The organism is Serratia proteamaculans (assembly GCF_949794035.1).
Lineage (GTDB): Bacteria > Pseudomonadota > Gammaproteobacteria > Enterobacterales > Enterobacteriaceae > Serratia > Serratia proteamaculans.
On record NZ_OX461105.1, the window covers coordinates 4,373,562 to 4,399,750 of the forward strand.

Sequence of the window (26,189 nt, forward strand, 5' to 3'; positions counted from 1 at the left end):
GCAGCGCAGTATCGGCTTATGATCTATTCTGGCACGTATGCCATGAAAAACCTTATGTAATCCACCCCTGTGGCTCTTTTTGGTACGCAGAGTCAATACACCGCAGCCAGGCATCATCCTCAAGGTGGCGTGTTCCACTATAATAGTCAGTGGGACTGTACAGGACATTCAAAACAAGGGAGTTACATCATGCTAAATATGAACCATCTTCATTCGTTGAAAATCGACGAACAGAGTCTAAAGAAACAACGCACCCCGCTGTTAATCATCTCGATATTGCTGCTATTAGGCGGCCTTTTCTGCCTGTTCAGCCCCTTTGCCTCGGGCGCAGCGATCAGTATGGTGGTGGGGATTTTCTTGCTGCTGAGCGGCTTCGGTCTGATTTTCGGCATGGTTGCCAATCGGGTGCAAAATACCTGGCCAATGATCGGCGGCATCCTGCTCGGGGTGGCTTACCTTATTATCGGCTACGTTTTTATCACCAACCCGGCGGTAGGTATTTTCGCCATGGCGATTTATCTCGCGGCTTTGTTTGCGCTGGGCGGTATTGTGCGGTTGATCGCCGGCTACAAGCTGCGTGAGGTCAAAGGAAGCTGGCTGCAGCTGGTGATTGGCGTTTTGGATCTGGCGATTGCCTGGTTACTGCTCAGCGCCGATCCGATGACGTCCGTGGTGCTGGTCACCACTATTGTCGGTATTGAAATGCTGTTCAGCTCCTTCAGCCTGTTCCAGGTTGCCCGACAACTGAAACGCGCGTGATCCCATTGCGGAGCCACCCGGCTCCGCTTTTTGGCGCTAAAGCCGCCGATGACGTCGGGACCTTAACGACAAACTGCCCGACTAAGAGTAAAGTTTCACCCAATACAGGCTCAACTACCCCCCCTGACCAAAGATTGAAGTGAGATGATAACGCTATGGAATTCAAGGATTACTACGCCATTTTAGGGGTTAAACCAGCGGACGATCTCAAGGCAATCAAAACTGCCTATCGCCGACTGGCGCGAAAGTATCACCCCGACGTCAGTACCGAATCGAACGCCGAAGAGCAGTTCAAACTGGTTGCCGAAGCCTATGAGGTGCTGAAAGACGAAGAGCGTCGCGCCGAATATGATCAACTGCGCCAGCACCGTAACGACCCCAATTTTGGCCGCCAGACGCAGCACGGCAATACCCATAACGCCGAAGACTTTTCCGATATCTTTTCCTCTATGTTCGGCGAACACGCCCGGGCTCAGCAGCATCGCCAACGACGCCAGGGCATGCGCGGCCAGGATATTGAGATGGAAGTGGCGATCTTCCTGGAAGAAACCCAGACCGAGCAAACCCGTACTATTCGCTATAGCCTGCCGGTGTATAACGCCTTCGGCATGGTGGAGCAGGAAGTCCCCAAAACCCTTAATGTGAAAATCCCCGCCGGTGTCGGCGATGGCGAGCGTATTCGCCTGAAAGGCCAGGGCGCGGCCGGGACTGACGGCGGTGCTAACGGCGATCTCTACCTGATTATTCGCATTGCGCCGCACCCGCTGTTCGACATTGTCGGCCACAATCTGGAGATCGTCCTGCCAGTCGCCCCATGGGAAGCCGCACTGGGCGCCAAGGTGCCGGTCCCCACGCTGAAAGACAGCATTCTGCTGACCATTCCTGCCGGCTGCCAAACCGGGCAGCGCTTGCGCATCAAAGGGAAAGGCCTGGTCGGCAAAAAAGAAACCGGGGATTTGTATGCGGTGATCAAGGTCATGATGCCACCGAAGCCGGACGAAAAAAGCGCCGCGCTATGGCAGCAGTTGGCGGAAGCCCAGCAGACCTTTGATCCACGCAAAGAGTGGAGTAAGCAAAATGGCTAACGTAAAAGTAACTTTCACCATTACCGAGTTTTGCCTGCATACCGGCGTTTCACAGGATGAACTGACCGAAATTGTCGGACTGGGGGTGATTCAACCACGCGATCCCGCGACGGAAGACTGGATCTTTGACGATCGTGCGTTAATCACTTTCCATCGTGCTGAACAATTGCACCGTGAACTGGCGTTGGACTGGCCTGGCATTGCGGTCACGCTGACCCTGCTGGAAGAAATTGAGCAATTACGCAAAGAAAACAATCAGCTACACCAACGGCTGGCGCGGTTTGTTGCCAAATCCTGATGGCGTGAAAACAGCCCGTTGCCCTGGCAGCGGGCTGCCTCAGTGCGGTTATAATCTTGTTTTTCTTGGCTAATAAAACGATACATATTCCCCCCCCGCCCTTCAGCATCATTCATAAACAAAATCCCGACAGAATAAAGCCAAAAAAATGAGGCTGCACCGCTGAAAACAGCTTCTGGATAAGGCTTAATGGATGATTTTTATCAATACTGTCAATAAAGACATGTTATTAAAAACATGATATTAAAAACAGTATTGACACCCTGTTAAAAACTAGTAGATTGGTATTCATCAGCAGCGAAACAATAGCCAGCTGATAATAGTTAAAGTGTTAGAAATAAGTTATCAAAGTTTTTTTTGCGATAAAGGCCACGAAGCACTTGTTGTATGGGCCATCATATTGAGGAAAAGTAAATCCTCATTGGATGAAGCTTTAAGGCCAGGTAGTCAGTACTACAATCGCAGGGTGTGTACCAAAACGCGATGATGTAAGGCCATGATTTAACTGTTTTTTGCTTGCGATTTGTTTTTTTTCAAAGTTAGTGTACCAAAATCGCAACGGAAGTGAGGCCACGCATCAAAGAGTCTATATCGCGAGGGGAGATGTACTGTTTAAGATGCCCAATCTTCGAATATTCATTCAGATTGGTGAGGACCGTAAACTGGTAAATATAGGGGAGGTTTTAGTTCGCCCAATATTATCTGTGTTAAACCTGTACATTTAATGGTAGTACCTTAGCAGTAAGAAATTAGTAAGTTCATTAATGTTAAATTTGAAGTTGATAGTACCTTAAAAGCCCTGGCAATCCTTGTCAGGGCTTTTATCTTTTATGCATCAGCCACACATGACGATAAAAGATGCCGGCGACACAGCCTGAGCTCTGTCCTCATCCCTCATGCAGCACCAGGGATATATTGACCAGCCGATGACATTAAAAAAATTAATCCTTGCTTAATAAATCAAACCAAGCCTACTATGGCGGCATCGGTTTGGAACACAGACCTTATGAAAGCAGTTTTAGTAAAGCAGTTCTCAGTTCAAGCGTTATCTCTAGATACCCTTCTTCATGAGCCTCCTCCTAAGTGCCCAATAAGTAAAAATCTGCAAAACAGGCCATGTTCGCCACGTTGAGTGGCTCAAAAAATGAAAAGGATATATCTATGTCTAACAAAATGACTGGTTTAGTAAAATGGTTTAACGCTGACAAAGGCTTCGGCTTTATCACTCCACAAGATGGCAGCAAAGATGTCTTCGTACATTTCTCCGCTATCCAGAGCAGCGATTTTAAAACCTTGGATGAAGGTCAGAAAGTGGAGTTCTCTATTGAGGACGGCGCTAAAGGCCCATCTGCTGTTAATGTTATCGCGCTTTAATCGCCGATAATCTCGCTAAAACTTACGATAGCGATGAAGGCACCAGCCTGAGCAGTTAAGCATTAGTGATAAAAAAACCCGCTTTGAGCGGGTTTTTTGCATTTCTTTTCTAAGCAAATAGTGACTCATCAACAAACGGTTTTATCCACCGCTACGCCCCACCCCGTTACAAGAAGCCGTATGCCGCCGCCAGGACCCACCCCATCACGCAGGAAACGGAAACCCCAATCAAACCGACCAGGATAAAGCTGTGGTTGATAACAAATCGTCCGATATTGGTTGTCCCTGAACGGTCGAACTGAATGGCGGCCAGATCGCTTGGGTAGGTAGGCAAAATATAGTAGCCGTAGCAGGCCGGTGCAGAAGCAACGATATAGGCAGGGTCAACACCGATGGCCAATGCCACAGGAACAATCGCGGCCAGTGCGGCAGCCTGGGAGTTAACAAACTTGGAAACGATCAGCAAAACGATGGCGTACGCCCAAGGGTATTCTTTAACAATGGTGCCCAGTACCGATTTTATCTCTTCCAGATGAGCACCAAACATCGTTTCGGCCATCCAGGCGATACCATAAACCGCCACTATAGCGATCATACCTGAACGGAAAACTTCGTTTTTAGAGATATTAGCCGGGTTGGTTTTGGTAGCAATAATAATGACCGCGCCTGCACATAACATAAACATCTGGATAACCAGCACCATGGACAGCGGTTTTCCATTGATTAATGGACGCAGCTCGGAAAAGGCTCCCAGTAGCGCAACAATAGCGATAGTCCCCAGGAAAATCCACATGGCCACCCAATTGCTGGTAGGTAATTTTTTATCCAGCAATGTTGCCGTGTCGCCATAGACGTACTTATAGTTTTCCGGATCTGAAATGTAGCTTTGGAACTTTTCATCTTTATCCAGATCTTTACCCCGGAACCAACTGAATATACCAATAGCAAGAATACCGCACAGGGTGGATGGAATAGTGATCGCCAGCAGATCCAAAAACTCCAGATGTTTACCATTAAAGGTAAAATTACCCAACATGGCGACCAGTGACACCACGGCGACTGACACCGGGCTGGCAATAATGCCCATCTGCGCCCCAATAGAGCTGGCGGCCATAGGCCTTTCGGGACGAATGTTATTCTTGATTGCCACGTCATAGATTATCGGCAAGATGGTGTACACCACATGCCCGGTACCACAGAGAATGGTCAGTATGCAGGTCACGAAGGGTGCAACGATGGAGACATATTTAGGGTTTCGTCGCAGTAAACGCTCTGCAATTTGCAGCATCACATCAAGCCCGCCGGAGGCTTGCAGCGTTGCTGACGCAGCCACCACGGCGATGATAACCAGCATGACATCAACCGGCGGTTTACCGGGTTGTAGATGAAAAACGAAAACCAATATGATTAATCCAATACCGCCAAGTAGCCCCAGTGCAATCCCACCTTTTCTGGCTCCATAAAAGAGACAGATCAGTATGACAATAAGTTGAATAGTAAATAACATGCTAACCTCATTATTCTTTTTAAGAAGGCTAATAATTAACTTCTTTTCATTTTCATTGAGGGATAGCGATCACAAACAGATGGTTTTTATAGTTAAAAAACCATCAAATATTTACGTGTAAATTAGCTTGTTTAAATATGGTTATTTTTATGTTTATTTTGTAATGAACGAAAGTTAATTATAATAAAAACCTGTAAACGAATACGCTATATAATAGTCAGCAGAAAAAACCTCCTGCTTTAAATTGAAAATGATTTATCACTGCCAGCAAGGCTGGCAGTGATAGATTAAAAACCTGTTCGTTGCTGTTTCAACCATTCCCTGACGTCCATCACCGGGATACCCTGGCGGACATTGTAGGTCATCGTTTTATCCCAAGAGACGCCATCTGCACGAGCAAACGCCAGCCGGTAGGCGGCCGTCAGACTCTCCGGTGACACAGCCACCGCATCCTGCAGTGCCTGGTGATCCTCGACCACCAGAGTATAAAGACATCGGTCATGTTCACTGAGCCGTTCAGCGAGCTGGCGGTAAGTAATGCTATCCCCTGCGATATGAATAATTTCGTTGTCGCACTGCGGCCGATGGAAAAAAATCTTTGCCGTCAGCTGACCGATATCTTCAGGGGTGGTCAGGGTGACTGAGTAGTCTGCGTTACCGGGCGCATTAACCCGGCGACTCTTTCTTTCAACCACGCCGAAGCTGGGTTCGAAAAGATAGCTGGTGAACATTCCCGTGGATACGATGACCCAACGGGTCCTTTGTTGTGCGCGCAGCAGGCCCCGTACAGCAAGCTGCTCATCCCATACCGGTTGACCGCTCCCCATACCGATACGATCGTAATCAACCCCGAACTGCCAGGGAAAATAACGGGCAACCTCAGCCAGCAGTACGGCACGCGTAATTTTAAGCTGTGTTCCTTTACCACCGACAAAGCCACTGCAGTTAATTACGGCATCATAGTGGGCAAAAATCGTTGCCAATTCCTGTTCCGATTGCCGACTAAAATCTGCGGTAACAATATCGACACCCCAAGCTTCAAGCTGTCTTTGGCGGGACTGGCTTTCCGGTGAGGTCTTGCCTGGTGATGAGGGCCGCAGCAGCACCGTCAGCTTGACTTCGGGCCGCCGTTCTTTTTCCTTCACGAATCCGTTCAACATGGCCATGCCAAGTTCGCCGGCCCCCAGGATCAGAATATTAGATATTTGACGATTATTTGAGATGCTCATACTCTCTCCTGCTGTATTGGTCGGCATATCCTGTCAGCCTGATAACAGGGGAGCAATCAGGCACACCATTGATACTGCGAGGATGAAATGACACTCAGCGACGAACAAAAGGCCAAATTTGCCGAAATATGCAGCGCACTCAGCGATGATGACGATGGCTTAAAACGTGAAGTGCTCACGCATACCGGCAACCGTTGGTCTCTGAGCATCATCTATGCACTAGGCACCCGCGGGCCCTTGCGTCATGCCGAGCTGGGCCGTGCCATCACGGGGGTGACTCAGCGCATGCTGACGCGGACACTGCGTCATCTGGAGCGTGACGGGTTGATCAGTCGCCATGACTTTCAACAAAAATATCCGCATCCTCATGTGGAATATCGGCTGACACCAACTGGCGAAGGCATTCTGGTTAATATGTTGCCGATGTGGGAATGGATCCTGACTAACATTGTCGCGATCCGTGATTCCCGCAGCAAATTTATGGTCAGGGTTAGTGATGATAGCGGTGAAAAGACGGCGATCTAACGAAGCAAAGCTTCAGAAAATCCGGGATTGGGTACGACAACATGCAACGACTTCATCGTCATCTGATCCACCGGCAGCCCTGTCCGATTGATAATGCTTTATGTTCGTTCGGTTATGCAGTCTGAACCTGGCGTCCTGTAGTCTTCTCGCGCACCCAACTCATGCAAAAAGGTAAATTTAAAAATAAAGTTGTTCTGATTCAGGCTAGCTCAAATAAATATTGGCATGGCGTCGGTATCGATATCGTTATAAGCGAGAATTTACATGAAGTTAGATAAAGTTTATGGGCCACTAATCAACGGTGTATTTGAACTACATAATACGGATCTGCACCCAATCATTTCCCCTTCCACCGGCGAGCACCTTGCTGACTTGTATTACTGCAATGAACAGGATGTAGAACGTGCCGTACTGGCTGCCGAAGGCGCCTTTCCTGCCTGGAAAGCATTGGGACAGCAAGCTCGAGCGCAGATGGTCCTTCAGTTGGCTAATCTGCTTGAGAATGATTCGGAACGAATGGCCCAAATTGATGCCCTGGATGTCGGACGCTGCATCAATGAATTACGTCGAGATTATCAAATCGCTGTACGCCATTACCGTTATTTTGCCTCAATAATCATGGGCCATGAAGACACCGGCAGAAGTATTGCAGATGGCTATAGTCTGGCTAAACGTGAACCTCTCGGTATTTGCGGGCAGATAATTCCCTGGAACACGCCGGCGATTATGGCAGCCTTTAAGCTGGCACCGGCATTAGTGACAGGCAATACGGTGGTGTTAAAAGCGGATGAAAATGCTTCGTTATCAACACTGGAGCTGGCCAAGCATATTGCTAACGTCTTCCCTGCTGGCGTGATTAACATCGTAACCGGGTTCGGAAATATAGTGGGCCCAGCCTTAACCGGGAATAAAAAAGTCCGCAAGCTTTCTTTCACTGGCAGTACTGAAGTGGGCAGGATAGTAGCGAAAGTGGCAGCAGAAAGATTAGTGCCCGTCACTCTGGAATTAGGGGGAAAGAGCCCTAATATCGTGTTTCCCGACATCAGTAATATCGATGCGGTAGTCGACAACGTCACCTTTGCAGCCCTCCTCAATAATGGTCAATCTTGTTTGGCCGGTACCCGACTATTTGTTCATTCTGATATTTATGATAGCTTCAGCGCCAAACTGGTTGAGTCATTCAAACGGGTGCAAGTAGGTTCTCCTTTAGATGAGCAATCCAGGATCAGTTGCCTGGTGTCAGAAAAACAGGGTAAGCGGGTACTTTCATATATCCAAGCAGGTATTGATGAGGGTGCTACACTATTGGTCGGCGGGAATAGACGTACAATTTTCGGCTGTGAACATGGTTATTTTATCGAACCGACAATCTTCGCTGCTGAGAATCATATGAAGATCTGTCAGGAAGAGATATTCGGCCCCGTGCTTACATTAATTAAATGGTCCGATTATGACGAGATGATCAAACAGGCAAATGATAACGAGTATGGATTGGCTTCAGGTATTTACACCAGTAGTCTAAAAAATGCCATGGAAACCGCGGATAAACTAGAGGCAGGCTCAGTCTGGGTCAACCGTTATTCCAACCTCGCCGAGGGCACGGCCTTTGGCGGATATAAAAACAGTGGTATCGGCAGAGATTTTTGCAAAGAAACCCTGAATTCTTATACACAAATAAAAACAGTGACCCTGCAGACGACAACGCCTGACGCTTGGTTCGCTATTAATTAAGGAATCACTGCACATGGACGTGCACTATTGTTAACTATTGTAATTATACTTTTCCATATAGTTCTTTGGCGATTCTCCCATGCTCCTTTTGAACGCAGTACTAAATGCACTTTCTGACTCATAGCCGAGATCAAAAGCGATCTGTGATATTTTTTCATTATTCATTATCATTCTTTCAACCGCCAAACCAAAACGCCAAACTCGAATATACTCAATGACGCTGTAACCAGATAACTTTCTGAATTTTTTCGTAAATGCGCTACGCGACATGCCAGCAACTTTTGCCAACTCATCCAACCGCCACTTTTTACCTGGTTGATCGTGTATGCAAGCTAACGCCCGGCCGATATTTTTATCCGCCATAGCATAAAACCACCCTTCTCCGCCCGCCAATGGCTCCGATAATAGTATGGTTCTTAATGCCTTGGTCATGATTATCTGTAGAAGATGCTCAGTGATCAGTGAACTTCCTAATCCTGGGCTTTCTATTTCTGAAGAAAGATTATTCAGAAAAGATTTAATCCCGACGTTTTCTTCTTTTTTTGTGTTAATGATCATCGGCTCAGGCAAGGTGGTGACAAACCTTAATGTATCATTAATTTTAAATTCAAACCGACAGCCTAAAAATGAGAAATCGCATCCACCATTACTAAAATAAGAGTTGCCGTCATTAACCCCATGAATTAACTGAATATCAGATGAAGTTGACTCTAAATCATCAAATATTTCGAATGGCCTTCCACTTGACATGATGACTACATCACCTTCATCAAGGTGGTAGACAACTGAATCACACTCTATTCTTAGAAAGAAACCACAGTTTTTGGCAATGTAAATTTTCACCCCTGTATAGTCTGGAAACAACACCTTGGTGTTGTTGCGCATATCAAAAACAACGACTTTCTGTCTACTTATTTTAAGTCTGGAAACGATATCGGATAATGGGTCCATTCTGCCTCAATGACATTTAATGCTGTAGGGATAATATATTTTTTATGTTGCTATATTATAACAAAACTATTTATTTTTCATCTCTTGCTCAAAAGTGGCACCATACCATTAGAATTCACTTTTAAAATAGTCACAATATATTTATGGATATCGATTCCAGGGAGCAGAATGAATCAAAAGGATCGTAAACCCGATTATCGGGTTGAATATGGCGAAGAATGGAAGCCGGAAAAAACCTCTAAATGGTTTTGGATCCTACTGATCGCCATTATCGGTGCTCTGGTGGCCATTTCGTGAAATGTAGTAATACTGAAACCGGGCCCGCGGCTTCTCCCCGTCAGTGAGAGGAAATAAACTCTGAAGGGATCACGGGTGCAGGCAGCGAAAAATTCTGCCTCATACGTTCAACCTCATGGAGCGGTGTCAGCCCGAATAAACGTTTAAACTCGCGACTGAACTGAGAAACGCTTTCATAGCCGACACGAACACAGGCGGCTGAAGCGGTGAGATTATTTCGCAGCATCAGCAATCGGGCTTGATGCAACCGCGTAGATTTAAGATATTGCATCGGGGACGTATTGGTCACGGTTTTGAAATGGCTGTGGAATGTTGGCAGGCTCATACCCGCCTCTTTCGCCAGCGCCTTCACATCCAGATACGAATCATACTCGGCATGCAGTTTTCGTAACGCTTTCGCCACCTTGCCAAACTGCCCCTGCGTGGTCAGCGCACTTCGCAGTATCTGCCCCTGAGCACCGGTCATTACACGGTAATAAATCTCCCGCACCATTGCCTGTCCCAGTATTTCTGCATCCAACGGTGAAGCCATGATCTGCAAGAAACGCAAAACCGAGTGGCTCATAGCGTCATCCATCGGACTCGACACCATACTTCGTGGAGGTTCGCTGAGATTCGGACTATGCTCATCGAGTTGCAACATCAAATCAGCCGCTAAATTGAAATCCAGCCGCATATAAATCGCCAACATCGGCTCTGAAGCACTGGCATCCGTTTCCATGCTAAAGGGCACCGGGACTGACACCATCAGATAATGCTGCGCATCATACAAATAGACATCGTTTCCCAAAAATCCACGTTTTCTCCCCTGCACCACAATGACGATCCCAGGTTCATATAAAACCGGTGTGCGCAGCAACGGGCGGTTGGAACGTAAAAAACGCACGTCCGCCAGAACCGTAAGATTGTAGCCTTCATGCGGTGTCAACCGGTCCAAAAGCTCAATCATCTGGTCGGTCGCCGTTGGCATGAAAAGGGTCATAGACGCCTGCAAAGAGAAGTGGAAAGTCATTGAAGTGTGGCAGCCAGCAACCGGCCCGTCCAGACACTCAGAGGAATAGGCAAACATCAGAGAGGATCCGGGCTACGCGTTTTACTCTGCCCGCCCTATTCTGCCTATCCACCCTACTGAGGATAACGCCATGAACCAATCAAAATTATTTTTCATCACCGGAGTCAGCAGCGGTTTTGGTCGCGCACTGGCAGAAGAAGCGCTAAAAGCGGGCCACCGCGTGGTCGGAACACTCCGCAATCAGCAGGCCAAAGATCACTTTGAAGCCCTGGCACCAGGCCGCTGCTTTGGCCGTATTCTTGATGTCACCCATTTTTCCGCGGTTGCCCCGCTGGTCGATGCCGTAGAGCAGGAACTGGGGGCAGTTGACGTACTGGTCAATAATGCCGGTTATGGCCACGAAGGGATTATGGAAGAGTCGCCGCTGAGTGAAGCGCTCCATCAGTTTGAGGTCAATGTGTTTGGTGCCGTGGCCGTGATTAAAGCCTTTCTGCCTTATTTTCGGGCTCGCCGGGCCGGCCATATTATCAATGTGACCTCCATGGGCGGCTTCATTACCCTGCCGGGGATCAGCTATTACTGCGGCAGCAAATTTGCCTTGCAGGGCATTTCCGAAACGCTGACCAAAGAACTAAAGCCCTTTAATATTGCGGTCACCGCCATTCAACCCGGGTCTTTTCGAACCGATTGGGCTGGGCGTTCGATGGTGCGTTCGCCGCGCAGTATCAGCGATTACGATCAGAGCTTCGGGCCGATCCGTGAAACACGTGAAAAACGCAGCGGCCATCAACCCGGTGACCCGGTTAAGGCCGCCAAAGCCATTCTGCAACTCATTAACAGCCCTGAGCCCCCGGCATCACTGCTACTGGGCAGCGATGCCGTCATGTATGTCAGGGAAAAACTGAATCAAATGAACCGCGATATCGATACCTGGGAAGCTGTCAGCCGCTCAACCGACGGTTAATACCGTCCTACGTTCATTCTTGTTTACAGCAACATATCGCTTGAAGGTAGTCGGCGCTGGCTAAAAATTGCGTTGGCAATAGTGTCGACTACAATTCAATCGAAATACCTCCCTACAAAATCAATATTGATTCATATTTGAGGTGATTATGTTACAGAAACACGAAAACGTAATAAGTATGACTGCACTTAGCCATCAGGCCACCCAACAATTAATGCCGTCGTTTTCTGGATTGCCCCATACACAACACGCCGACGGCAAGTACCGTTTACGCCGCTATTCGGTCGTCAAACATCTCAATGGCCATGTGGTAGAGATTGGCCGACGTAATTTCGTTCAGTCCGATGAGATCAACCATTTCCAGGGCAACGTGGTGCGCCATTTCGAACCCATTGACGATGCCGTGTTGCAAAGCGCTGGCATGGAAGAAATGTGCAATCTGTTTGCAGAAAGCAACGCACTGCCAGAAGGTGCAGAGATAGAAATTCATCAGATGCGCATCGTCGCCATTCATCATGAAACTCAGGTAGCACCGGAAGGGATCCATCAGGATGGCTTTGATCATATCGCGATGATTGGTATCCATCGGCAAAATATTGTCGGCGGCGAAATCATGTTATACGCCGATAATCACCAGCCCCCTTTCTTTAAAAAAGTGTTGGCGGATGGTGAGGCCGTTTTGCTGGCGGACAGCAAGCTATGGCATAACGCCACGCCTATCAGCCCCATTGTCCCGGAACAAGAAGGACATCTTGATCTGTTTGTTCTGACCGCACGGGGAGAAAAAGCATGACCTTCTCCCCTGAACTCGCCCGAACCCAATTTAGCGCGCTAAATCAGCACTATAATGATAAACCGGTTATTTTCTTCGATGGCCCCGGTGGTTCTCAGGTATCACAAGCGGTGTTGGGAAAAATGACCGAGTATCTGGGGAAATATAACGCCAACCTGGGCGGGCACTATTTTTCCAGTCATAAGACAACCGAGGTGATGGATCATGCGAGGGAATCGGTGCGCGCCTTCTTGAATGCGCCCTCGCCCGATAATATCGTTTTTGGCATGAATATGACCTCGCTGACGTTCCACCTCAGCCGGATCATTAGTCGCAACTGGCAAGCCGGCGATGAAATTATCGTCACCGAGTTGGATCACTACGCCAACGTATCCAGTTGGCAGCAGGCGGCCAACGACAAACACGTCACCGTGCATCAAATCCCCCTGCAGCAATCGGATTGTTCTTTGGATGTTGCCCGGCTATGCGAGCAGATCACGGCCAAAACCCGCCTGGTCGCGGTCACCTACGCCTCTAATGTCACCGGCAGTATCGTCGATATTAAAACCATCACCGAAGCCGCCCACCGCGTCGGCGCACAGGTTTACGTCGATGCGGTACATTATGCCCCGCACAACTTGATCGATGTGCAGGCGCTGGGCTGCGACTTTTTGGTGTGTTCCGCCTATAAATTCTTTGGTCCGCATATCGGCATGGCCTATATCGCGCCGCAATGGTTGCAACGACTGCGGCCTTACAAGGTCGAACCGGCCACCGATGTCGGGCCAGGGCGTTTTGAGACGGGCACGCAAAGTTTTGAAGGGTTGGTTGGCGTCTCGGCGGCCATTGACTACCTGGCGCAATGGGGAACGCCGGGGGCCTCTTTAAGGCAGCGTTTACAGGAAAGTTTTGCCGACTATCACCGGCATGAAGAAACCCTGTGTCGGTATTTTTTGCAGCGCTTACAGCAAATCGACGGGGTGCAGCTCTACGGTTCTCCCGTGGCGGACACCCAACGCCGCACACCCACGTTTGCATTGACCTTTAAGCAGCACTCCCCCGAACAGATCGCCCGCCGGTTAGGCGAACACAATATCTGCGTCGGCAGCGGACATTTCTATGCACTGGGGTTAGTTCAGCGGTTGAATCTGCAGGACTGCGGCGGTGTACTACGCGTCGGAATGATGCATTACAATACCCTACAGGAAATCGACACTCTGTTTGAGATACTGGCTAGCGGAAGGTAGTGACAGGAATTTTTTGGAGCGGGTGAAGGGAATCGAACCCTCGTATGCAGCTTGGGAAGCTGCCGTTCTACCATTGAACTACACCCGCATCGGTGTGCGGCTGCCATTATAACCGGTTATCCCCGTCGGGCAAGCGGAGATAACGCGTAACTGCTGGTGTTTTAAGCAGTTAGCCGCGTTCCCCTCGGTTATCACTCATCAGACGAAAAAAAACCGGCGCAGTCACCTGTGCCGGTTGATATTCATTACTGCGAAGTTATTTCTGCGGGCGCATTGCCGGGAACAGGATCACGTCGCGGATGGTGTGGCTGTTGGTGAACAGCATAACCATACGGTCGATACCGATGCCCAGACCTGCGGTTGGCGGCAGACCGTGCTCCAGCGCGGTAACGTAGTCTTCGTCGTAGAACATCGCTTCGTCATCGCCGGCGTCTTTCGCATTAGCCTGGTCAGCAAAACGCTGCGCCTGGTCTTCTGCGTCATTCAGCTCGGAGAAGCCGTTACCAATTTCACGGCCGCCGATGAAGAACTCAAAGCGGTCAGTGATTTCCGGGTTGTTATCATTACGACGTGCCAGCGGAGACACTTCTGCCGGATACTCGGTAATGAAGGTCGGCTGAATCAGATGGCTTTCCGCCACTTCTTCGAAGATCTCGGTCACAACGCGGCCCAGACCCCAGCTCTTCTCAATCTTGATGCCGATGGATTCAGCGATAGCCACCGCTTTGCCCATATCAGCCAGATCGGCCAGATCGGTTTCCGGACGGTATTTTTTGATCGCCTCGGTCATGGTCAGCTTCACAAACGGCTTGCCGAAGTCGAACACTTCATCACCATACTGCACCTGAGTATTGCCCAGCACGTTCTGGGTCAGGGTGCGGAACAGCGACTCGGTCAGTTCGATCAGATCTTTGTAATCCGCGTAAGCCATATAGAGTTCCATCATGGTGAACTCTGGGTTATGACGCGGAGAAACGCCTTCGTTACGGAAGTTACGGTTGATTTCGAACACACGTTCGAAGCCACCCACAACCAAACGCTTCAGGTACAGCTCTGGGGCAATACGCAGGTACATATCGATGTCCAGCGCATTGTGGTGAGTCACGAATGGACGAGCAGAAGCCCCACCCGGGATCACCTGCATCATAGGGGTTTCGACTTCCATGAAGCCGCGTTCCACCATGAAGTTACGCATCGCCGCCATGATCTGAGAACGCACCTTGAAGGTCTTGCGCGATTCTTCGTTGGCGATCAGATCCAGGTAACGCTGACGGTAACGGGTTTCCTGATCGGCCAAGCCGTGGAACTTGTCCGGCAGCGGACGCAGGGCCTTGGTCAGCAGGCGCAGTTCGGTGCAGTGGATAGACAGCTCACCGGTCTTGGTTTTGAACAGCTTGCCGCGTGCGCCAAGGATATCGCCAAGGTCCCACTTCTTGAATTCTTCGTTGTAAACGCCTTCCGCCAGATCATCGCGCGCGACGTACAACTGGATGCGGCCACCAACGTCTTGCAGCGTGACAAAGGATGCCTTGCCCATGATACGGCGGGTCATCATACGGCCGGCAACGGTGACTTCTACACCCAGTGCTTCCAGCTCTTCGTTGTCTTTATCGCCGTACGCGGCGTGCAGCTTGTCGGACGTGGTGTCGCGACGGAAATCATTCGGGAACGCAATGCCGTTCTCGCGCAGCGCAGCCAGTTTTTCACGGCGTGACTGCAACTCGTTATTGAGATCCAGCGCCTGTTCGGCGCCTTGTGGTTGTTGCTCAGACATTTCTGTTCCTTATAACCCGGCTTTCAAACTTGCCTCAATGAATTTATCCAGGTCGCCATCTAATACGGCCTGCGTGTTGCGCGTTTCAACGTTAGTGCGCAAATCCTTGATACGGGCGTCATCCAGCACGTAAGAGCGGATTTGGCTGCCCCAACCGATGTCGGACTTGTTGTCTTCCAGCATCTGTTTATCAGCATTTTTCTTTTGCATCTCAAACTCGTACAGCTTGGCTCGCAGCTGTTTAAACGCTTGATCCTTGTTCTTATGCTGAGAACGGTCGTTCTGACACTGCACTACGATGTTGGTCGGTAAGTGGGTAATACGCACCGCCGACTCAGTTTTGTTCACGTGCTGACCACCCGCACCCGAGGCGCGGTAAACGTCGATACGCAGGTCCGCCGGGTTGATGTCGATATCAATATCGTCGTCCACTTCCGGGTAGATAAACACCGAACTGAACGAGGTATGACGACGACCGCCGGAGTCGAACGGGCTCTTGCGCACCAGGCGATGTACGCCGGTTTCAGTACGCAACCAGCCGAAGGCGTAGTCACCGATGATCTTGATGGTGGCGGACTTCAGTCCTGCGACGTCACCGTCGGACTCTTCAATCACTTCGGTCTTGAAGCCTTTGGCCTCGGCCCAGCGCAGGTACATGCGCAGCAACATGCTGGCCCAGTCCTGAGCTTCTGTGCCGCCGGAACCGGCCTGGATATCCAGGTAGCAATCAGCACTGTCGTATTCACCAGAGAACATACGACGAAATTCTAATTGCTCCAGCTTGGCAGACAGTTGATCAAGCTCAACGACGGCTTCGTTAAAGGTTTCTTCATCGTCGGCTTCAATCGCCAGTTCCAGCAGGCCGGTAACGTCTTCGCCCCCCTGCTCGAGTTGATCGATGGTCTCAACGATGGCTTCGAGCGCCGCGCGCTCTTTACCCAGCGCCTGTGCGCGCTCAGGTTCGTTCCAGACGTCAGGTTGTTCCAGCTCTGCGTTAACTTCTTCTAGGCGTTCTTTCTTGGCATCATAGTCAAAGATACCCCCGAAGAACGGCAGTCCGCACGGACAGGTCCTGAATTCGGTTTTTTACCGGGTTAATTTCAAACATGTTTTTTGCGTTCTTTTACGTTGATGTCGTCGATGGCGAAATGCCATTAGAACCGGTAATTCTAGCGGATCCAGACGTCAGTTTATAGCGAGTTGGTTAGTTTTTGTGGGGATCCCGTTTAGCGTCCAGATAGCATGCCCGGCCAGGATTCTATTGGTAGCAAAAAACAGGTCATCAGATCGATCAAATATTGAACATGGTAGTCATCAAGACTATAGTCATTATGACTATTCAACAGGGACAGGTGGTTCAATATGGATATCTTCGTCACCGATGACTTCGACAAGTTTATGAGGAAAAACCGCATATTTGACCAAAGGATATGCGTAGCAGCCCAAGAGATCATGCATGACAGGCACGACGGCGATCTGGGCGGTGGCGTATACAAGAAACGTATTCCAATCAACCAGGGCAAACGCGGCGGCGCACGCTCGGTGGTGGCATTTAAAAGAGGCCATCATCAGTACTTTGTTGATGGATGGCTTAAAAATACCGTGAAACAAACCGGTGCCAAAGAAATTAGCGATGATGAACTGGAAACCTATCGAGAACTCGCCAGAGACTTTCTTGCCATGTCGCCGGAGATTATTCAGCGGGCAGTCGATAGCGGCTATTTGCGAGAGGTAAAATGTAATGAATGATAACCGTCTGCTCAGGCTGCAAAAAATGGCACAGCGGTTTAACGCAATCGGTGCTGTTTCAGATGAAACCGTCCGCAATATTGAGGCTCGTGTGCAGGAAAGGGAAAGCAATGTCCGCCGTGAGCAGGCGCAGATGATGGACGGCGCGCGCATCAAAATGCTACGCGAGCGTCTGGGACTGAGTCAGGCCGATCTGGCTGCCGTAGTCAATATGTCGACCACCAGCGTGCAAAAATGGGAACGCAACGCCGTCAAACCTCAGGGTTCTGCGCTAAGAATGCTGGAAATTATCGAGCAGAAAGGTGTGGCCAGCGTCATTATTTCGCCACTGGACCGGTAGCAGACAGGTACCTGTGATTCACAGGTACCTGTCATCAACCACAAATTAACGCGGCCAGAGGTGTTGGATCAGTAACTGCACGTTGCGGTTGCCACGGAACTCGTTGACGTCGAGCTTGTAGGCCAGCTCTACTTCGCGCACGCTGCTGTCGGGCCACAGGGTGGTATCGACATTGAAAGCGATGCCGTCCAGCAGCGGGCCGCCGCCGAGCGGTTCTACCATCAGCTTCAGGTGTTTCTCACCCACCAGCCGCTGCTGCAGGATACGGAAGGTGCCGTCGAAGGTCGGTTCCGGGAAGGCTTGCCCCCAGGGGCCTCCTTCGCGTAACAGCTCCGCCGTTTCCAGCGAAAGTTCCTGCATAGCCAGTTCGCCATCAGACCAGATAACCCCTTCCAGCATCGCCGGATCGAGCCATTCCCCCACCAGCTCGCCAAAGCGCTGACGGAACTCGTCGAATTTGGCCTCTTCCAGCGACAGCCCGGCCGCCATGGCGTGGCCACCGAACTTCATCATCAGCCCTGGGTTCAAGGTATCCAGCCGCTCCAGCGCATCGCGCATGTGCAGACCGGCTATCGAACGCCCCGAGCCTTTCAGAATGCCCTCACCTGCCGGTGCAAAGGCGATCACCGGGCGATGGAAACGTTCTTTAATACGCGAGGCCAAGATACCCACCACGCCCTGATGCCATTCAGGGTGATACATCGCCAGTCCGTAAGGCAAGGCCGTGCTGCTGCGCTCCAGTTCGTCGCACAGTTGCAAAGCTTCAACCTGCATGCCCTGCTCAATCTCACGCCGGGTCAGGTTAAGCGCATCCAGATCGTTGGCCAGCATACGCGCCTGCGCGATGTCGTCACTCAGCAACAGCGCCACACCGATCGACATATCATCCAGTCGCCCGGCGGCATTGAGCCGCGGCCCCAGCGCAAAGCCGAGATCGTTGGCTGCCAGTTGGCGTGCGTCACGATTAGCCACTTCCAGCAACGCCTTGATGCCCGGCCGACATTTGCCGGCACGGATGCGGTTCAGCCCCTGATACACCAGAATGCGGTTATTGGCGTCGAGCGGTACCACGTCGGCCACCGTACCGAGAGCGACCAGATCCAGCAGTTCCGCCAGGTTTGGCATCGCCAATGCCCGTTGTTCGAACCAGCCGTCGTCACGTAGCCGGGCACGCAGCGCCAGCATCAGATAGAAAGCTACGCCGACACCGGCCAGAGATTTGGACGGAAACTCACAGCCACGCAGATTTGGGTTGACGATCGCCTCCGCCGCCGGCAGGGTTTCCCCCGGCAGGTGGTGGTCGGTCACCAGCACCTGCATACCTTTGGCGTGAGCCACGTCTACACCGGCGTGGGAAGAGATGCCGTTATCCACGGTGAGGATCAGTTCCGCACCGCGCGTTGCCGCCTGCTCTACCACTTCGGGGCTCAGGCCGTAGCCGTCCTCGAAGCGATTCGGCACCAGATAGTCGACCGCACTGCCACCCATGCTGCGCAGCGCCAGTACCGTCAACGCGGTACTGGTGGCGCCATCGGCGTCGAAGTCGCCCACCACGATAATGCGGCGACTCGCGGCTAGCGCCTGTTGCAGGATCCCAACGGCGGTATCTATGCCGTCCAACTGCTGCCAGGGCAGCATGCCTTTGACGCTGCGCTCTAACTCCTGCTCAGCCTGAACGCCGCGCAGCGCGTATAAACGGCGCAGCAACGGGTGCAGGCTGGCAGGCAAATGGCTGTCGTCCGTCGCCGCACGGCGGCGTAGTTGTGTTTTGATGCTCACCGGCGATTAACCACCGGTTTTGGTTGCGGTCTGATGCGCGTCCAGCATGGCGGCCATCTCTTTCGGCCCCTGATAGCCTGGGATCATCATGCCATTTTCCAAAATGATGGCCGGAGTGCCCTGAATACCGAACTGCACGCCGAGCGCGTAGTGTTTGCTGATGTCGGTTTTACAGGTCGCCGGAGAAACCGCATCGCCTTTCATCGCGGTATCGAAGGCCTTGGCCTTGTCGGCAGTACACCAGATTGACTGCATGTCTTTCTCGGCCTGAGAATTCAGCCCCTGACGCGGGAACGCCAGATAGCGGACGGTAATCCCCAGATCGTTATATTCTTTCATCTGCTGGTGCAGCTTGTGGCAGTAGCCACAGGTGATGTCGGTAAACACGGTGATCACGTGTTTTTGCTTTGGCGCTTTGTAGACGATCATCTGATCTTTCAGCGCTTCCAGCTTGCCGGTCAGCAGTTGGTTGGTCACGTTAACCGGCTCTTTGCCACTGACGTCGTACAGCGGGCCTTGCAGAATGTGTTTGCCGTCTTCGGTCACATACAGCACGCCGTTATCGGTCAACACGGTTTTCAGGCCGGTCACCGGTGAAGGCTGCACGTCCGCCTGTTGAATGCCCAGGCTGCCAAGCGCTTTTTGGATTGCCGCATCGTCGGCATGGGCCGCGCCGGTCACTGAAGCCACCAGCAGGGAGAGCAGCATTAAACCTTTCTTCATTCTTCCAATCCTTTTGAACCCGGCGTGTCAGGCACGCGGGTGGTGCTGTTGATGTAGCTGTTTAAGTCTTTCGGTCGCTACATGCGTGTAAATTTGTGTGGTCGAGAGGTCGCTATGCCCCAATAACATCTGTACGACACGGAGATCGGCCCCATGGTTCAGCAAATGGGTGGCAAACGCGTGGCGCAGCACGTGCGGCGACAGCCTCTCGCTGTCAATGCCCGCTAGGATCGCATAGTGTTTGATGCGATGCCAGAATGTCTGTCGGGTCATTTGCTGACTGCGGTTGCTGGGAAACAGCACATCCAGCGCCTGGCCGTTGACCATCCACGGGCGACCGTGCTCCAGATAGTTTTCGATCCAGTACACCGCTTCTTCGCCCAGCGGCACCAGCCGTTCCTTATTGCCCTTGCCGATCACCCGCACCACGCCCTGGCGCAGACTGACGTCGCTGATGGTCAGCCCGACCAGCTCGGAGACCCGCAGCCCGGTAGCGTACAGCACTTCCAGCATGGCCTTGTCACGCAGCTCCAATGGCTGATCGACACAGGGCGCCTGCAGCAACGCATCGACCTGCGCCTCGCTCAGATCTTTCGGCAACCGCTGCGGCAGTTTCGGTGAGGCAAGCAGCGCGGTAGGGTCGTCGATGCGCATATTTTCGCGGTACAGGTACTGGAACAGACGACGCATGGCGCTCAGCAAACGCGCGGAGCTGGTGGCCTTGTAGCCGCCCTCCACCCGCTTGGCGAGAAACGCCTGCAGATCCAGCGCCTGCGCCTGTAACAGCGAAGTGTTTTGCTGGTTCAGCCAGGCGGCCAGCGCCTGCAAATCCAGCCGATAAGAGGCCAGCGTATTTTCTGCCAGATTGCGTTCGAGCCATAGCGCATCCAGGAATTGCTCAATCAACGCACTCTCTTGCTGTTGCACGCGGTCCTCTCTTTGTTACGTTTATGCCACAGGCATTATGCCTTAAGCCGGGACAAATCGGGTATACTCGCTGCAATTCTACCTACGGCAATATAAACGGTTTAAACATGAAGATTGGTCTGTTTTACGGCTCCAGCACCTGCTACACCGAGATGGCAGCAGAAAAAATCCGTGAGATTCTGGGTGAAGACCTGGTCGACCTGCACAACCTGAAAGACGTCTCCCCCAAGCTGATGGAAGATTATTCCATCCTGATCCTCGGCATGCCTACCTGGGACTTTGGTGAGTTGCAAGAAGACTGGGAAGCGATTTGGCCGCAGCTGACCACGCTGGATTTGCAGGGGAAAATCGTCGCCATGTATGGCATGGGCGATCAACTCGGTTACGGCGAATGGTTCCTCGATGCGCTCGGCATGCTGCACGATCACATTGCCCCGCTCGGGGTGCAGTTTATCGGTTTCTGGCCGATCGAAGGCTTCGAATTTACCAGCCCGAAACCGCTGAGCGCCGACGGCAAACACTTTGTCGGCCTGGCGCTGGATGATGTGAATCAATACGACATGAGCGAAGACCGGCTGCAACAGTGGTGCGAACAGATCCTGCTGGAGATGGAACCGCTGCTGTAATGCCCATGGGCGCGGCAATGAACCGCGCCCAATCTGGTACTTATTTCCACAACCGGAAGCGATTTTCACCCTCGCCGCTCGGTGTTTCACTATTCAGGCGTGCCGGTTCGGCCACCTGATACCAGTCCAGCTTGCGCGTCAGCAGCATAATTCCCGCCAAAATAGCGAACAACAGCCCTGCCCCCAGTACCAGTGCGTTATCTTCCGACTGCAGCAACAGATACAGCACGCCATACAACATCAACAGGCTGGCGGCGAACAGCGCCCCCCGCAACCTGCCGCGCAGTACCGCGCTGAGGTAAAAGGCGATCAGTCCGCTGCAGGCGATACTGGCCAACAGGTAGGCGGTAGCGAAACCGAAGTGCTCGGAGAATGCCAGCAGGATCAGGTAGAACAACACCAGTGCCGCGCCAACCAGCAAATACTGAATCGGATGCACACGCAGGCCGGTCAGGGTTTCGAACAGGAAGAACGCCATAAACGTCAGGCCAATAAACAGCACCGCATATTTCACTGCACGTTCGGTCAGTTGGTAGTGATCTACCGGTTCAATCAGACTGGTGCTGAAGGTCGGCAGCTTTTCTTCGCCAAGAATTTCATCGTCGTAATGGAAAGCGCTGTTGATGTTGTTGGCAAACCAGGTGCTGCGCCAGCGGGCACTGAAGCCTTTTTCCGTCACTTTGCGTTCGTCCGGCAAGAAGTTACCGAGGAAGTTCGGATGTGGCCAGTTGCTCTGCAACGTCAATTCACTGCTACGGCCGAGCGGTACCAGTGACAGGCTGCTGGTGCCCGCCAGCGTCAGGGTGAACTCGGCATCCAGCCCCGCTTTTTGCAATGCGGCCAGCGTCAGCGGCGCATGGATCCCCTGATGCAACACATTGACCTGAGTGCCCGGCTCAAAGGTCGTTTGAGACTCTGGGCTGGTCAGTGGCGAGATGCTCTTGATACCGCGTGAATCACTCAATGAAACCAGCAGGAAAGGCTGACCCACCGTCACGTTAGTGCGCTGCAAGTCCGTCAAATCCGGCTGGCCAAACTTCACCTTAAACTGCAACGGCCCCTGATACACCTGAGTCTGGTAAATACCCAGCTTGCGCACCTCCACGTTCGGCTTGCCGTTAACCTGTAAAGTCTCCGGCAGCAGATAACGATGATGGCGAACCATTTGCACCACTTTCTGCCCCTTGTCATCCGTCTTCTCTTCCCGCTCGCTATAAGGGATAACAATCAACGGCCCCAAAATACGCTGCGCCCGGCTGGTGCTTTCGCTGACCTGCCCGACCACGCTCTGGCGGTAGCCGCTGCGTTCATCAATCACATTCATTAATTGCGTTACCGGGATGATCATTAAAATCATCAATCCCAGCAGAGTGGTTATTTTCCAAAACAGTACCGATTTCATCATCGCCGCGCTCCATGTAGGTAATAGCGCTACGATAAAAGCCTCAGGTGAAAGCCGGATGTGGTTATGTGAAGGGACGGTGAAGTCAGAGCGATAAGGTGAAAATAGCTGTCACGCCCTGCGGTTGACGGTTGTTCAACTGGATGCTGCCACGGTGCAAGCGCGCCACTTCCTGCACAAAGTTCAGACCCAGGCCGCTGCTTTTCGGCTTGTCCGATCGGGCCAGCGAATAAAAACGTTCAAACACTTTGTCCAGCGCGTAATCCGGAATGCCACTGCCGTCGTCACTGACGGTAACCTGGTAGTGACCATCGAGGCGTTCGCCACGGACACTGATACTGCCGCCCGGTGGCGTAAAATCCAGCGCATTGTCGAGCAGGTTAGTCAGCGCCTGGCTGATCAGCAATCCATCTCCGCTCAGGGTGATCTCTTCTGCCACATTCACCTGCAGCAGAACGCTGCGTCGCTCTGCCTGCGCCTCTTTGCTTGCCACCGCCTGACGCACCAGCGTCGCCATCGCCAGCGGAGCCAGCTCCAGTCCAGGCCGGCTCTCCAGCCGTGCCTGCACCAGCAATTTATCCACCAGTTGCTGAATGCGCGCACTCTGTTGTTCGATATTGGTCAGGAAACGCTGGGCGGTGGCCGCTGGCGGCTGTTCCTGCAACAGCTCGGCTGCGCCACGGATGGCTGCCAGCGGGCTTTTCAGCTCGTGGGTCAGGGTATGCACATACTGTTCGATGTGGGCCTTGCCCTCCAGCTTCACCCGCATGCTGTCCAACGCCTGCGCCAGCTGTGTCAGCTCATGGCCGCCCATTTTTGGCAGCGGTGCACTTTCACCCTTCGCCACGCCATCAGCATAGTGCACCAGCCGGCCAATTGAGCGGTTGATCCACCAGACAAAACCCAGACCGATCAACAAGGCAATGCCCAACAGCAGCGCACCCGCCCAAAGAATACGTCGCTCGCTACGCTTAATCACCGGCGCCATGGTGCTGTTCGGTTTACCGACGCTGAGCACGCCGATAATTTTGCCCTGATCCATTACCGGCGCGGCGACGTACATCACCGAGCTGTTTTCATCCTGCGGATCGCTGCGCGTACTGCGTGCGCCATACTGACCGAGCAGCGTCAGATAAACATCATTCCAGCGAGAGTAGTCCTGGCCGAGCACCTTGCCGCTGGAATCAAAAATGACCTTGCCTTGTTGATCGGTGAGATAGACATGGTATTCGCTGCGATCCTTGCGGATGCCGGCAATATTGGCGCCAATCGGCCGTTGATTGAGTTGAGCAAACGCCTGCGCCAGTTGCCCGTGCGCCACATCGGCGTGCTGCATGTCCAGACGCGCGATCTGCGCCAGCAGGTTGGCGGTATCCACCAGCGTGCCTTCGGTCGCACGCCGCACCCCGGGCTTCACTTCCTGCACGAAAATACTCAGCACGAAATAGCCCGCTACCGCCACGATCAGGAAATACCCCAACAGCAGCCGCAGGCCTATTCTCATGACTGGCGGCTCACGCTGTAGCCGAGACCGCGGTGGGTGTGGATCGGCGGTTCCGCAGGGTCGATGGCTCGCAGCTTGGCGCGCAGCGTTTTGATATGGGTGTCGACGGTGCGATCCAGGCTCTCTTCGGCCAGCGCCCAGACGCTTTCCATCAATTGTTGGCGTGAGAATACCCGGCCGGGTGCCAGCAACAGGGTTTTCAACAGCAGAAATTCGTAACGGGTCAGCGGCAGTGGCTGCTGATGGTAATAGATGGCCGCGGCCTGTTCATCCAGGCCAAAAGGACCGAAGCTGTACAGTGCAGGCTGCTGCAGGCGCTGCTGTTTTTGCAGACGACGCAGAATGGTGCGCACCCGGGCGCTGACCTCTCGTGGAGAGAAGGGTTTGGCGACATAATCGTCGGCGCCGATTTCCAGCCCAATCAGGCGATCAACCTCATCGCTGCGGGCGGTGAGAAACAAAATCGGTAAATCCGCCGACTGTGATAACAGCCGACGGCAGAGTTCAAAACCATTGATGTCCGGCAGGCCAACATCGAGGATCGCCAGCGCAGGTGCCCCTTGCGCCAACGCCTGTAATGCCGGCTCACCACGTTCGAACCAGCGCACCTGGAAGCCTTCGCTCTCCAGGGTATAAATCAGCGTATCGGCAATGCTGGGCTCATCTTCCACCAGCCAGAGCGTCGGCTTCATCAGGGTTCCTCGTCATCACTGGCCGGCGGATAGAGCAACTGCTGGCGCAGATGCCGCCAATCGGCTTTGGCCATGGCATCGGATGCCAGCCACAGTCGACGGCGCTTTTTGCCCCCCACGGGTTGCAAGGTCAGCAGAATGCCGTAACGCGGCATCCAGGGCTGCTTCACCAGTTGCCATTCCTGGCCGTGCCAACCCAGACGTTGGTTTTCCAGCAGGCGTAGTTCGCCCTGCCGCGACGCAATGCGCTTTTGGCTGCGAATGCACTCAAACACCACCAGCGTCAGCAACACCAGCCAGATCGGCCCGTAGCCTTCCGGCCAGGGTGAAATCAGGATCAGCAGGATCAGTGCGCCATGTGTCAGCAGGGAAAGTAACTGGGTGCGCCAGGAAATACGGACGTCACATCGCCACTGGGCCACGGTCTTTATTTCGCGTCTGGATCAGTGTCACCATTCTCTGCAGTTCACTGTCCTGCGGAGCGCCATGATTCATCAGCCAGTTGAAGAGATCGGGATCGTCGGACTCCAGCAGGCGGATAAACAGCGCTTTGTCTGTGTCATTCAACTGGTCGTATTCATACTCGAAGAACGGCATGATGGAGATGTCCAGCTCGCGCATACCACGGCGACAAGCCCAGTGGATGCGTGCTTTGTTATTAATATCCATGTTGTTATGACTAACCTCTTTTCAGCGTGGCAACGCCATCGCAGGGTTCAACTGACACACTGTATGGCAACACCGGCGCGATATAATTCCATCAGCCAAAGATCTGTCTGCAAGGGTAACCCTTGGCCGCAAGCCTATAGAGTAACAATTTGACATACTCGCCGGGAAGGACGTTCTCTGTGTAAAGCGTAATAAGGCGCTAAATGTCAAAAAAAGCGCTGCCAGAGAAGCAAGCGTGAATAACAGTTTGCAA

At 52.2% G+C, this 26,189-nt stretch carries 27 protein-coding genes and 1 tRNA gene; 13 read left to right on the top strand and 15 right to left on the bottom strand.

The window, feature by feature from the left end:
• The first annotated feature begins 189 nt into the window (after positions 1-189).
• The 4 genes from QOT07_RS20340 to cspE all read left to right on the top strand — a co-directional run bounded on the left by QOT07_RS20340 (position 190) and on the right by cspE (position 3,516).
• Positions 190-759 carry an HdeD family acid-resistance protein gene (locus QOT07_RS20340; RefSeq protein ID WP_112347269.1) on the top strand — a complete coding sequence of 190 codons (570 nt, stop codon included), beginning with the start codon at positions 190-192 and terminating at the stop codon, positions 757-759.
• A 155-nt stretch (positions 760-914) separates the two neighbouring features.
• Positions 915-1,844, top strand: coding sequence for a curved DNA-binding protein (cbpA, locus tag QOT07_RS20345; protein ID WP_261285211.1), 930 nt, complete (start codon positions 915-917; stop codon positions 1,842-1,844).
• Positions 1,837-2,142 (top strand): chaperone modulator CbpM, encoded by a 306-nt coding sequence (cbpM, locus tag QOT07_RS20350; protein ID WP_099063812.1) that lies wholly within the window; start codon positions 1,837-1,839, stop codon positions 2,140-2,142. The genes cbpA and cbpM overlap by 8 nt, the downstream gene beginning before the upstream one ends.
• A gap of 1,161 nt (positions 2,143-3,303) precedes the next feature.
• The gene (cspE, locus tag QOT07_RS20355) at positions 3,304-3,516 is read left to right on the top strand and encodes a transcription antiterminator/RNA stability regulator CspE (RefSeq protein WP_085118662.1); all 213 of its coding nucleotides are present in this window, start codon (positions 3,304-3,306) and stop codon (positions 3,514-3,516) included.
• Between the two features lie 166 nt (positions 3,517-3,682).
• Here the strand turns inward: cspE and QOT07_RS20360 are convergent, their stop codons facing one another.
• Complete coding sequence (locus QOT07_RS20360) at positions 3,683-5,023, bottom strand: anaerobic C4-dicarboxylate transporter (RefSeq protein ID WP_219016882.1); 1,341 nt, start codon at positions 5,021-5,023, stop codon at positions 3,683-3,685.
• Between the two features lie 287 nt (positions 5,024-5,310).
• The gene (locus QOT07_RS20365; protein WP_283603817.1) at positions 5,311-6,252 is read right to left on the bottom strand and encodes an aromatic alcohol reductase; all 942 of its coding nucleotides are present in this window, start codon (positions 6,250-6,252) and stop codon (positions 5,311-5,313) included.
• Positions 6,253-6,339: 87 nt separating this feature from the next.
• On the opposite strand from QOT07_RS20365, the gene QOT07_RS20370 reads away from it, so the two are divergent.
• Positions 6,340-6,777 (top strand): winged helix-turn-helix transcriptional regulator, encoded by a 438-nt coding sequence (locus tag QOT07_RS20370; protein WP_283603818.1) that lies wholly within the window; start codon positions 6,340-6,342, stop codon positions 6,775-6,777.
• 264 nt (positions 6,778-7,041) lie between these two features.
• On the top strand, positions 7,042-8,508 hold the full coding sequence (locus QOT07_RS20375; RefSeq protein WP_283603819.1) for an aldehyde dehydrogenase family protein: 1,467 nt from the start codon (positions 7,042-7,044) through the stop codon (positions 8,506-8,508).
• Between the two features lie 30 nt (positions 8,509-8,538).
• Here QOT07_RS20375 and QOT07_RS20380 read toward each other — a convergent pair whose 3' ends face one another.
• On the bottom strand, positions 8,539-9,459 hold the full coding sequence (locus QOT07_RS20380) for a helix-turn-helix domain-containing protein (RefSeq protein ID WP_283603820.1): 921 nt from the start codon (positions 9,457-9,459) through the stop codon (positions 8,539-8,541).
• Between the two features lie 168 nt (positions 9,460-9,627).
• On the opposite strand from QOT07_RS20380, the gene QOT07_RS20385 reads away from it, so the two are divergent.
• Positions 9,628-9,756: a hypothetical protein gene (locus QOT07_RS20385; protein WP_255409002.1), complete on the top strand. Its 129-nt coding sequence runs from the start codon at positions 9,628-9,630 to the stop codon at positions 9,754-9,756.
• A gap of 40 nt (positions 9,757-9,796) precedes the next feature.
• Here QOT07_RS20385 and QOT07_RS20390 read toward each other — a convergent pair whose 3' ends face one another.
• Positions 9,797-10,705, bottom strand: coding sequence for an AraC family transcriptional regulator (locus tag QOT07_RS20390; RefSeq protein ID WP_430523294.1), 909 nt, complete (start codon positions 10,703-10,705; stop codon positions 9,797-9,799).
• 193 nt (positions 10,706-10,898) lie between these two features.
• Between QOT07_RS20390 and QOT07_RS20395 the strand changes: the two genes are divergently transcribed.
• From QOT07_RS20395 to QOT07_RS20405, 3 genes are all read left to right on the top strand, one after another.
• Positions 10,899-11,732, top strand: a complete 834-nt coding sequence (locus tag QOT07_RS20395) for an oxidoreductase (RefSeq protein ID WP_283603821.1) — start codon at positions 10,899-10,901, stop codon at positions 11,730-11,732.
• Between the two features lie 178 nt (positions 11,733-11,910).
• Entirely contained in the window at positions 11,911-12,525 is a 615-nt protein-coding gene (locus QOT07_RS20400; RefSeq protein WP_283603822.1) for a 2OG-Fe dioxygenase family protein, read from the top strand.
• The gene (locus QOT07_RS20405) at positions 12,522-13,751 is read left to right on the top strand and encodes a cysteine desulfurase-like protein (protein WP_283603823.1); all 1,230 of its coding nucleotides are present in this window, start codon (positions 12,522-12,524) and stop codon (positions 13,749-13,751) included. The genes QOT07_RS20400 and QOT07_RS20405 overlap by 4 nt, the downstream gene beginning before the upstream one ends.
• 14 nt (positions 13,752-13,765) lie before the next feature.
• On the opposite strand, the gene QOT07_RS20410 is transcribed toward QOT07_RS20405, so the two are convergent.
• The 3 genes from QOT07_RS20410 to prfB form a co-directional block, all read right to left on the bottom strand.
• Positions 13,766-13,839, bottom strand: a tRNA-Gly gene (locus QOT07_RS20410).
• A gap of 168 nt (positions 13,840-14,007) precedes the next feature.
• Positions 14,008-15,525 carry a lysine--tRNA ligase gene (lysS, locus tag QOT07_RS20415; RefSeq protein WP_207979420.1) on the bottom strand — a complete coding sequence of 506 codons (1,518 nt, stop codon included), beginning with the start codon at positions 15,523-15,525 and terminating at the stop codon, positions 14,008-14,010.
• A 9-nt stretch (positions 15,526-15,534) separates the two neighbouring features.
• A protein-coding gene (gene prfB / locus QOT07_RS20420; protein WP_099063837.1) for a peptide chain release factor 2 occupies positions 15,535-16,633 on the bottom strand; the annotation gives its coding sequence in 2 pieces (ribosomal slippage) (positions 15,535-16,557 and positions 16,559-16,633; 1,098 coding nt in all).
• A 254-nt stretch (positions 16,634-16,887) separates the two neighbouring features.
• Here prfB and QOT07_RS20425 point away from each other — a divergent pair.
• Complete coding sequence (locus tag QOT07_RS20425; protein WP_283603824.1) at positions 16,888-17,274, top strand: type II toxin-antitoxin system RelE/ParE family toxin; 387 nt, start codon at positions 16,888-16,890, stop codon at positions 17,272-17,274.
• Complete coding sequence (locus QOT07_RS20430; RefSeq protein ID WP_085118688.1) at positions 17,267-17,614, top strand: helix-turn-helix domain-containing protein; 348 nt, start codon at positions 17,267-17,269, stop codon at positions 17,612-17,614. The genes QOT07_RS20425 and QOT07_RS20430 overlap by 8 nt, the downstream gene beginning before the upstream one ends.
• A 45-nt stretch (positions 17,615-17,659) precedes the next feature.
• On the opposite strand, the gene recJ is transcribed toward QOT07_RS20430, so the two are convergent.
• From recJ to xerD, 3 genes are read right to left on the bottom strand one after another with little or no spacing between them, the layout of a single operon-like run.
• Positions 17,660-19,393, bottom strand: a complete 1,734-nt coding sequence (gene recJ, locus QOT07_RS20435; RefSeq protein WP_099063838.1) for a single-stranded-DNA-specific exonuclease RecJ — start codon at positions 19,391-19,393, stop codon at positions 17,660-17,662.
• 6 nt (positions 19,394-19,399) lie between these two features.
• A complete protein-coding gene (gene dsbC, locus QOT07_RS20440; RefSeq protein ID WP_099063839.1) occupies positions 19,400-20,116 on the bottom strand; it encodes a bifunctional protein-disulfide isomerase/oxidoreductase DsbC in 717 nt (238 codons plus the stop codon).
• A gap of 27 nt (positions 20,117-20,143) precedes the next feature.
• On the bottom strand, positions 20,144-21,043 hold the full coding sequence (xerD, locus tag QOT07_RS20445) for a site-specific tyrosine recombinase XerD (RefSeq protein ID WP_099063840.1): 900 nt from the start codon (positions 21,041-21,043) through the stop codon (positions 20,144-20,146).
• Positions 21,044-21,150: 107 nt separating this feature from the next.
• Here xerD and fldB point away from each other — a divergent pair, with 107 nt between their 5' ends.
• Positions 21,151-21,669, top strand: coding sequence for a flavodoxin FldB (fldB, locus tag QOT07_RS20450; protein WP_085118696.1), 519 nt, complete (start codon positions 21,151-21,153; stop codon positions 21,667-21,669).
• A gap of 40 nt (positions 21,670-21,709) precedes the next feature.
• Here fldB and creD read toward each other — a convergent pair whose 3' ends face one another.
• The 5 genes from creD to sdhE form a co-directional block, all read right to left on the bottom strand.
• Complete coding sequence (gene creD, locus QOT07_RS20455) at positions 21,710-23,074, bottom strand: cell envelope integrity protein CreD (protein ID WP_283603825.1); 1,365 nt, start codon at positions 23,072-23,074, stop codon at positions 21,710-21,712.
• Between the two features lie 82 nt (positions 23,075-23,156).
• Positions 23,157-24,575, bottom strand: coding sequence for a two-component system sensor histidine kinase CreC (gene creC / locus QOT07_RS20460; protein ID WP_283603826.1), 1,419 nt, complete (start codon positions 24,573-24,575; stop codon positions 23,157-23,159).
• Positions 24,572-25,267 carry a two-component system response regulator CreB gene (gene creB, locus QOT07_RS20465; RefSeq protein WP_085118700.1) on the bottom strand — a complete coding sequence of 232 codons (696 nt, stop codon included), beginning with the start codon at positions 25,265-25,267 and terminating at the stop codon, positions 24,572-24,574. Before creB ends, creC begins: the two co-directional genes overlap by 4 nt.
• Positions 25,267-25,689, bottom strand: coding sequence for a protein YgfX (locus QOT07_RS20470; RefSeq protein WP_099063843.1), 423 nt, complete (start codon positions 25,687-25,689; stop codon positions 25,267-25,269). Before QOT07_RS20470 ends, creB begins: the two co-directional genes overlap by 1 nt.
• The gene (gene sdhE, locus QOT07_RS20475) at positions 25,670-25,936 is read right to left on the bottom strand and encodes an FAD assembly factor SdhE (RefSeq protein ID WP_037418284.1); all 267 of its coding nucleotides are present in this window, start codon (positions 25,934-25,936) and stop codon (positions 25,670-25,672) included. The genes QOT07_RS20470 and sdhE overlap by 20 nt, the downstream gene beginning before the upstream one ends.
• Between the last annotated feature and the right edge of the window lie 253 nt (positions 25,937-26,189).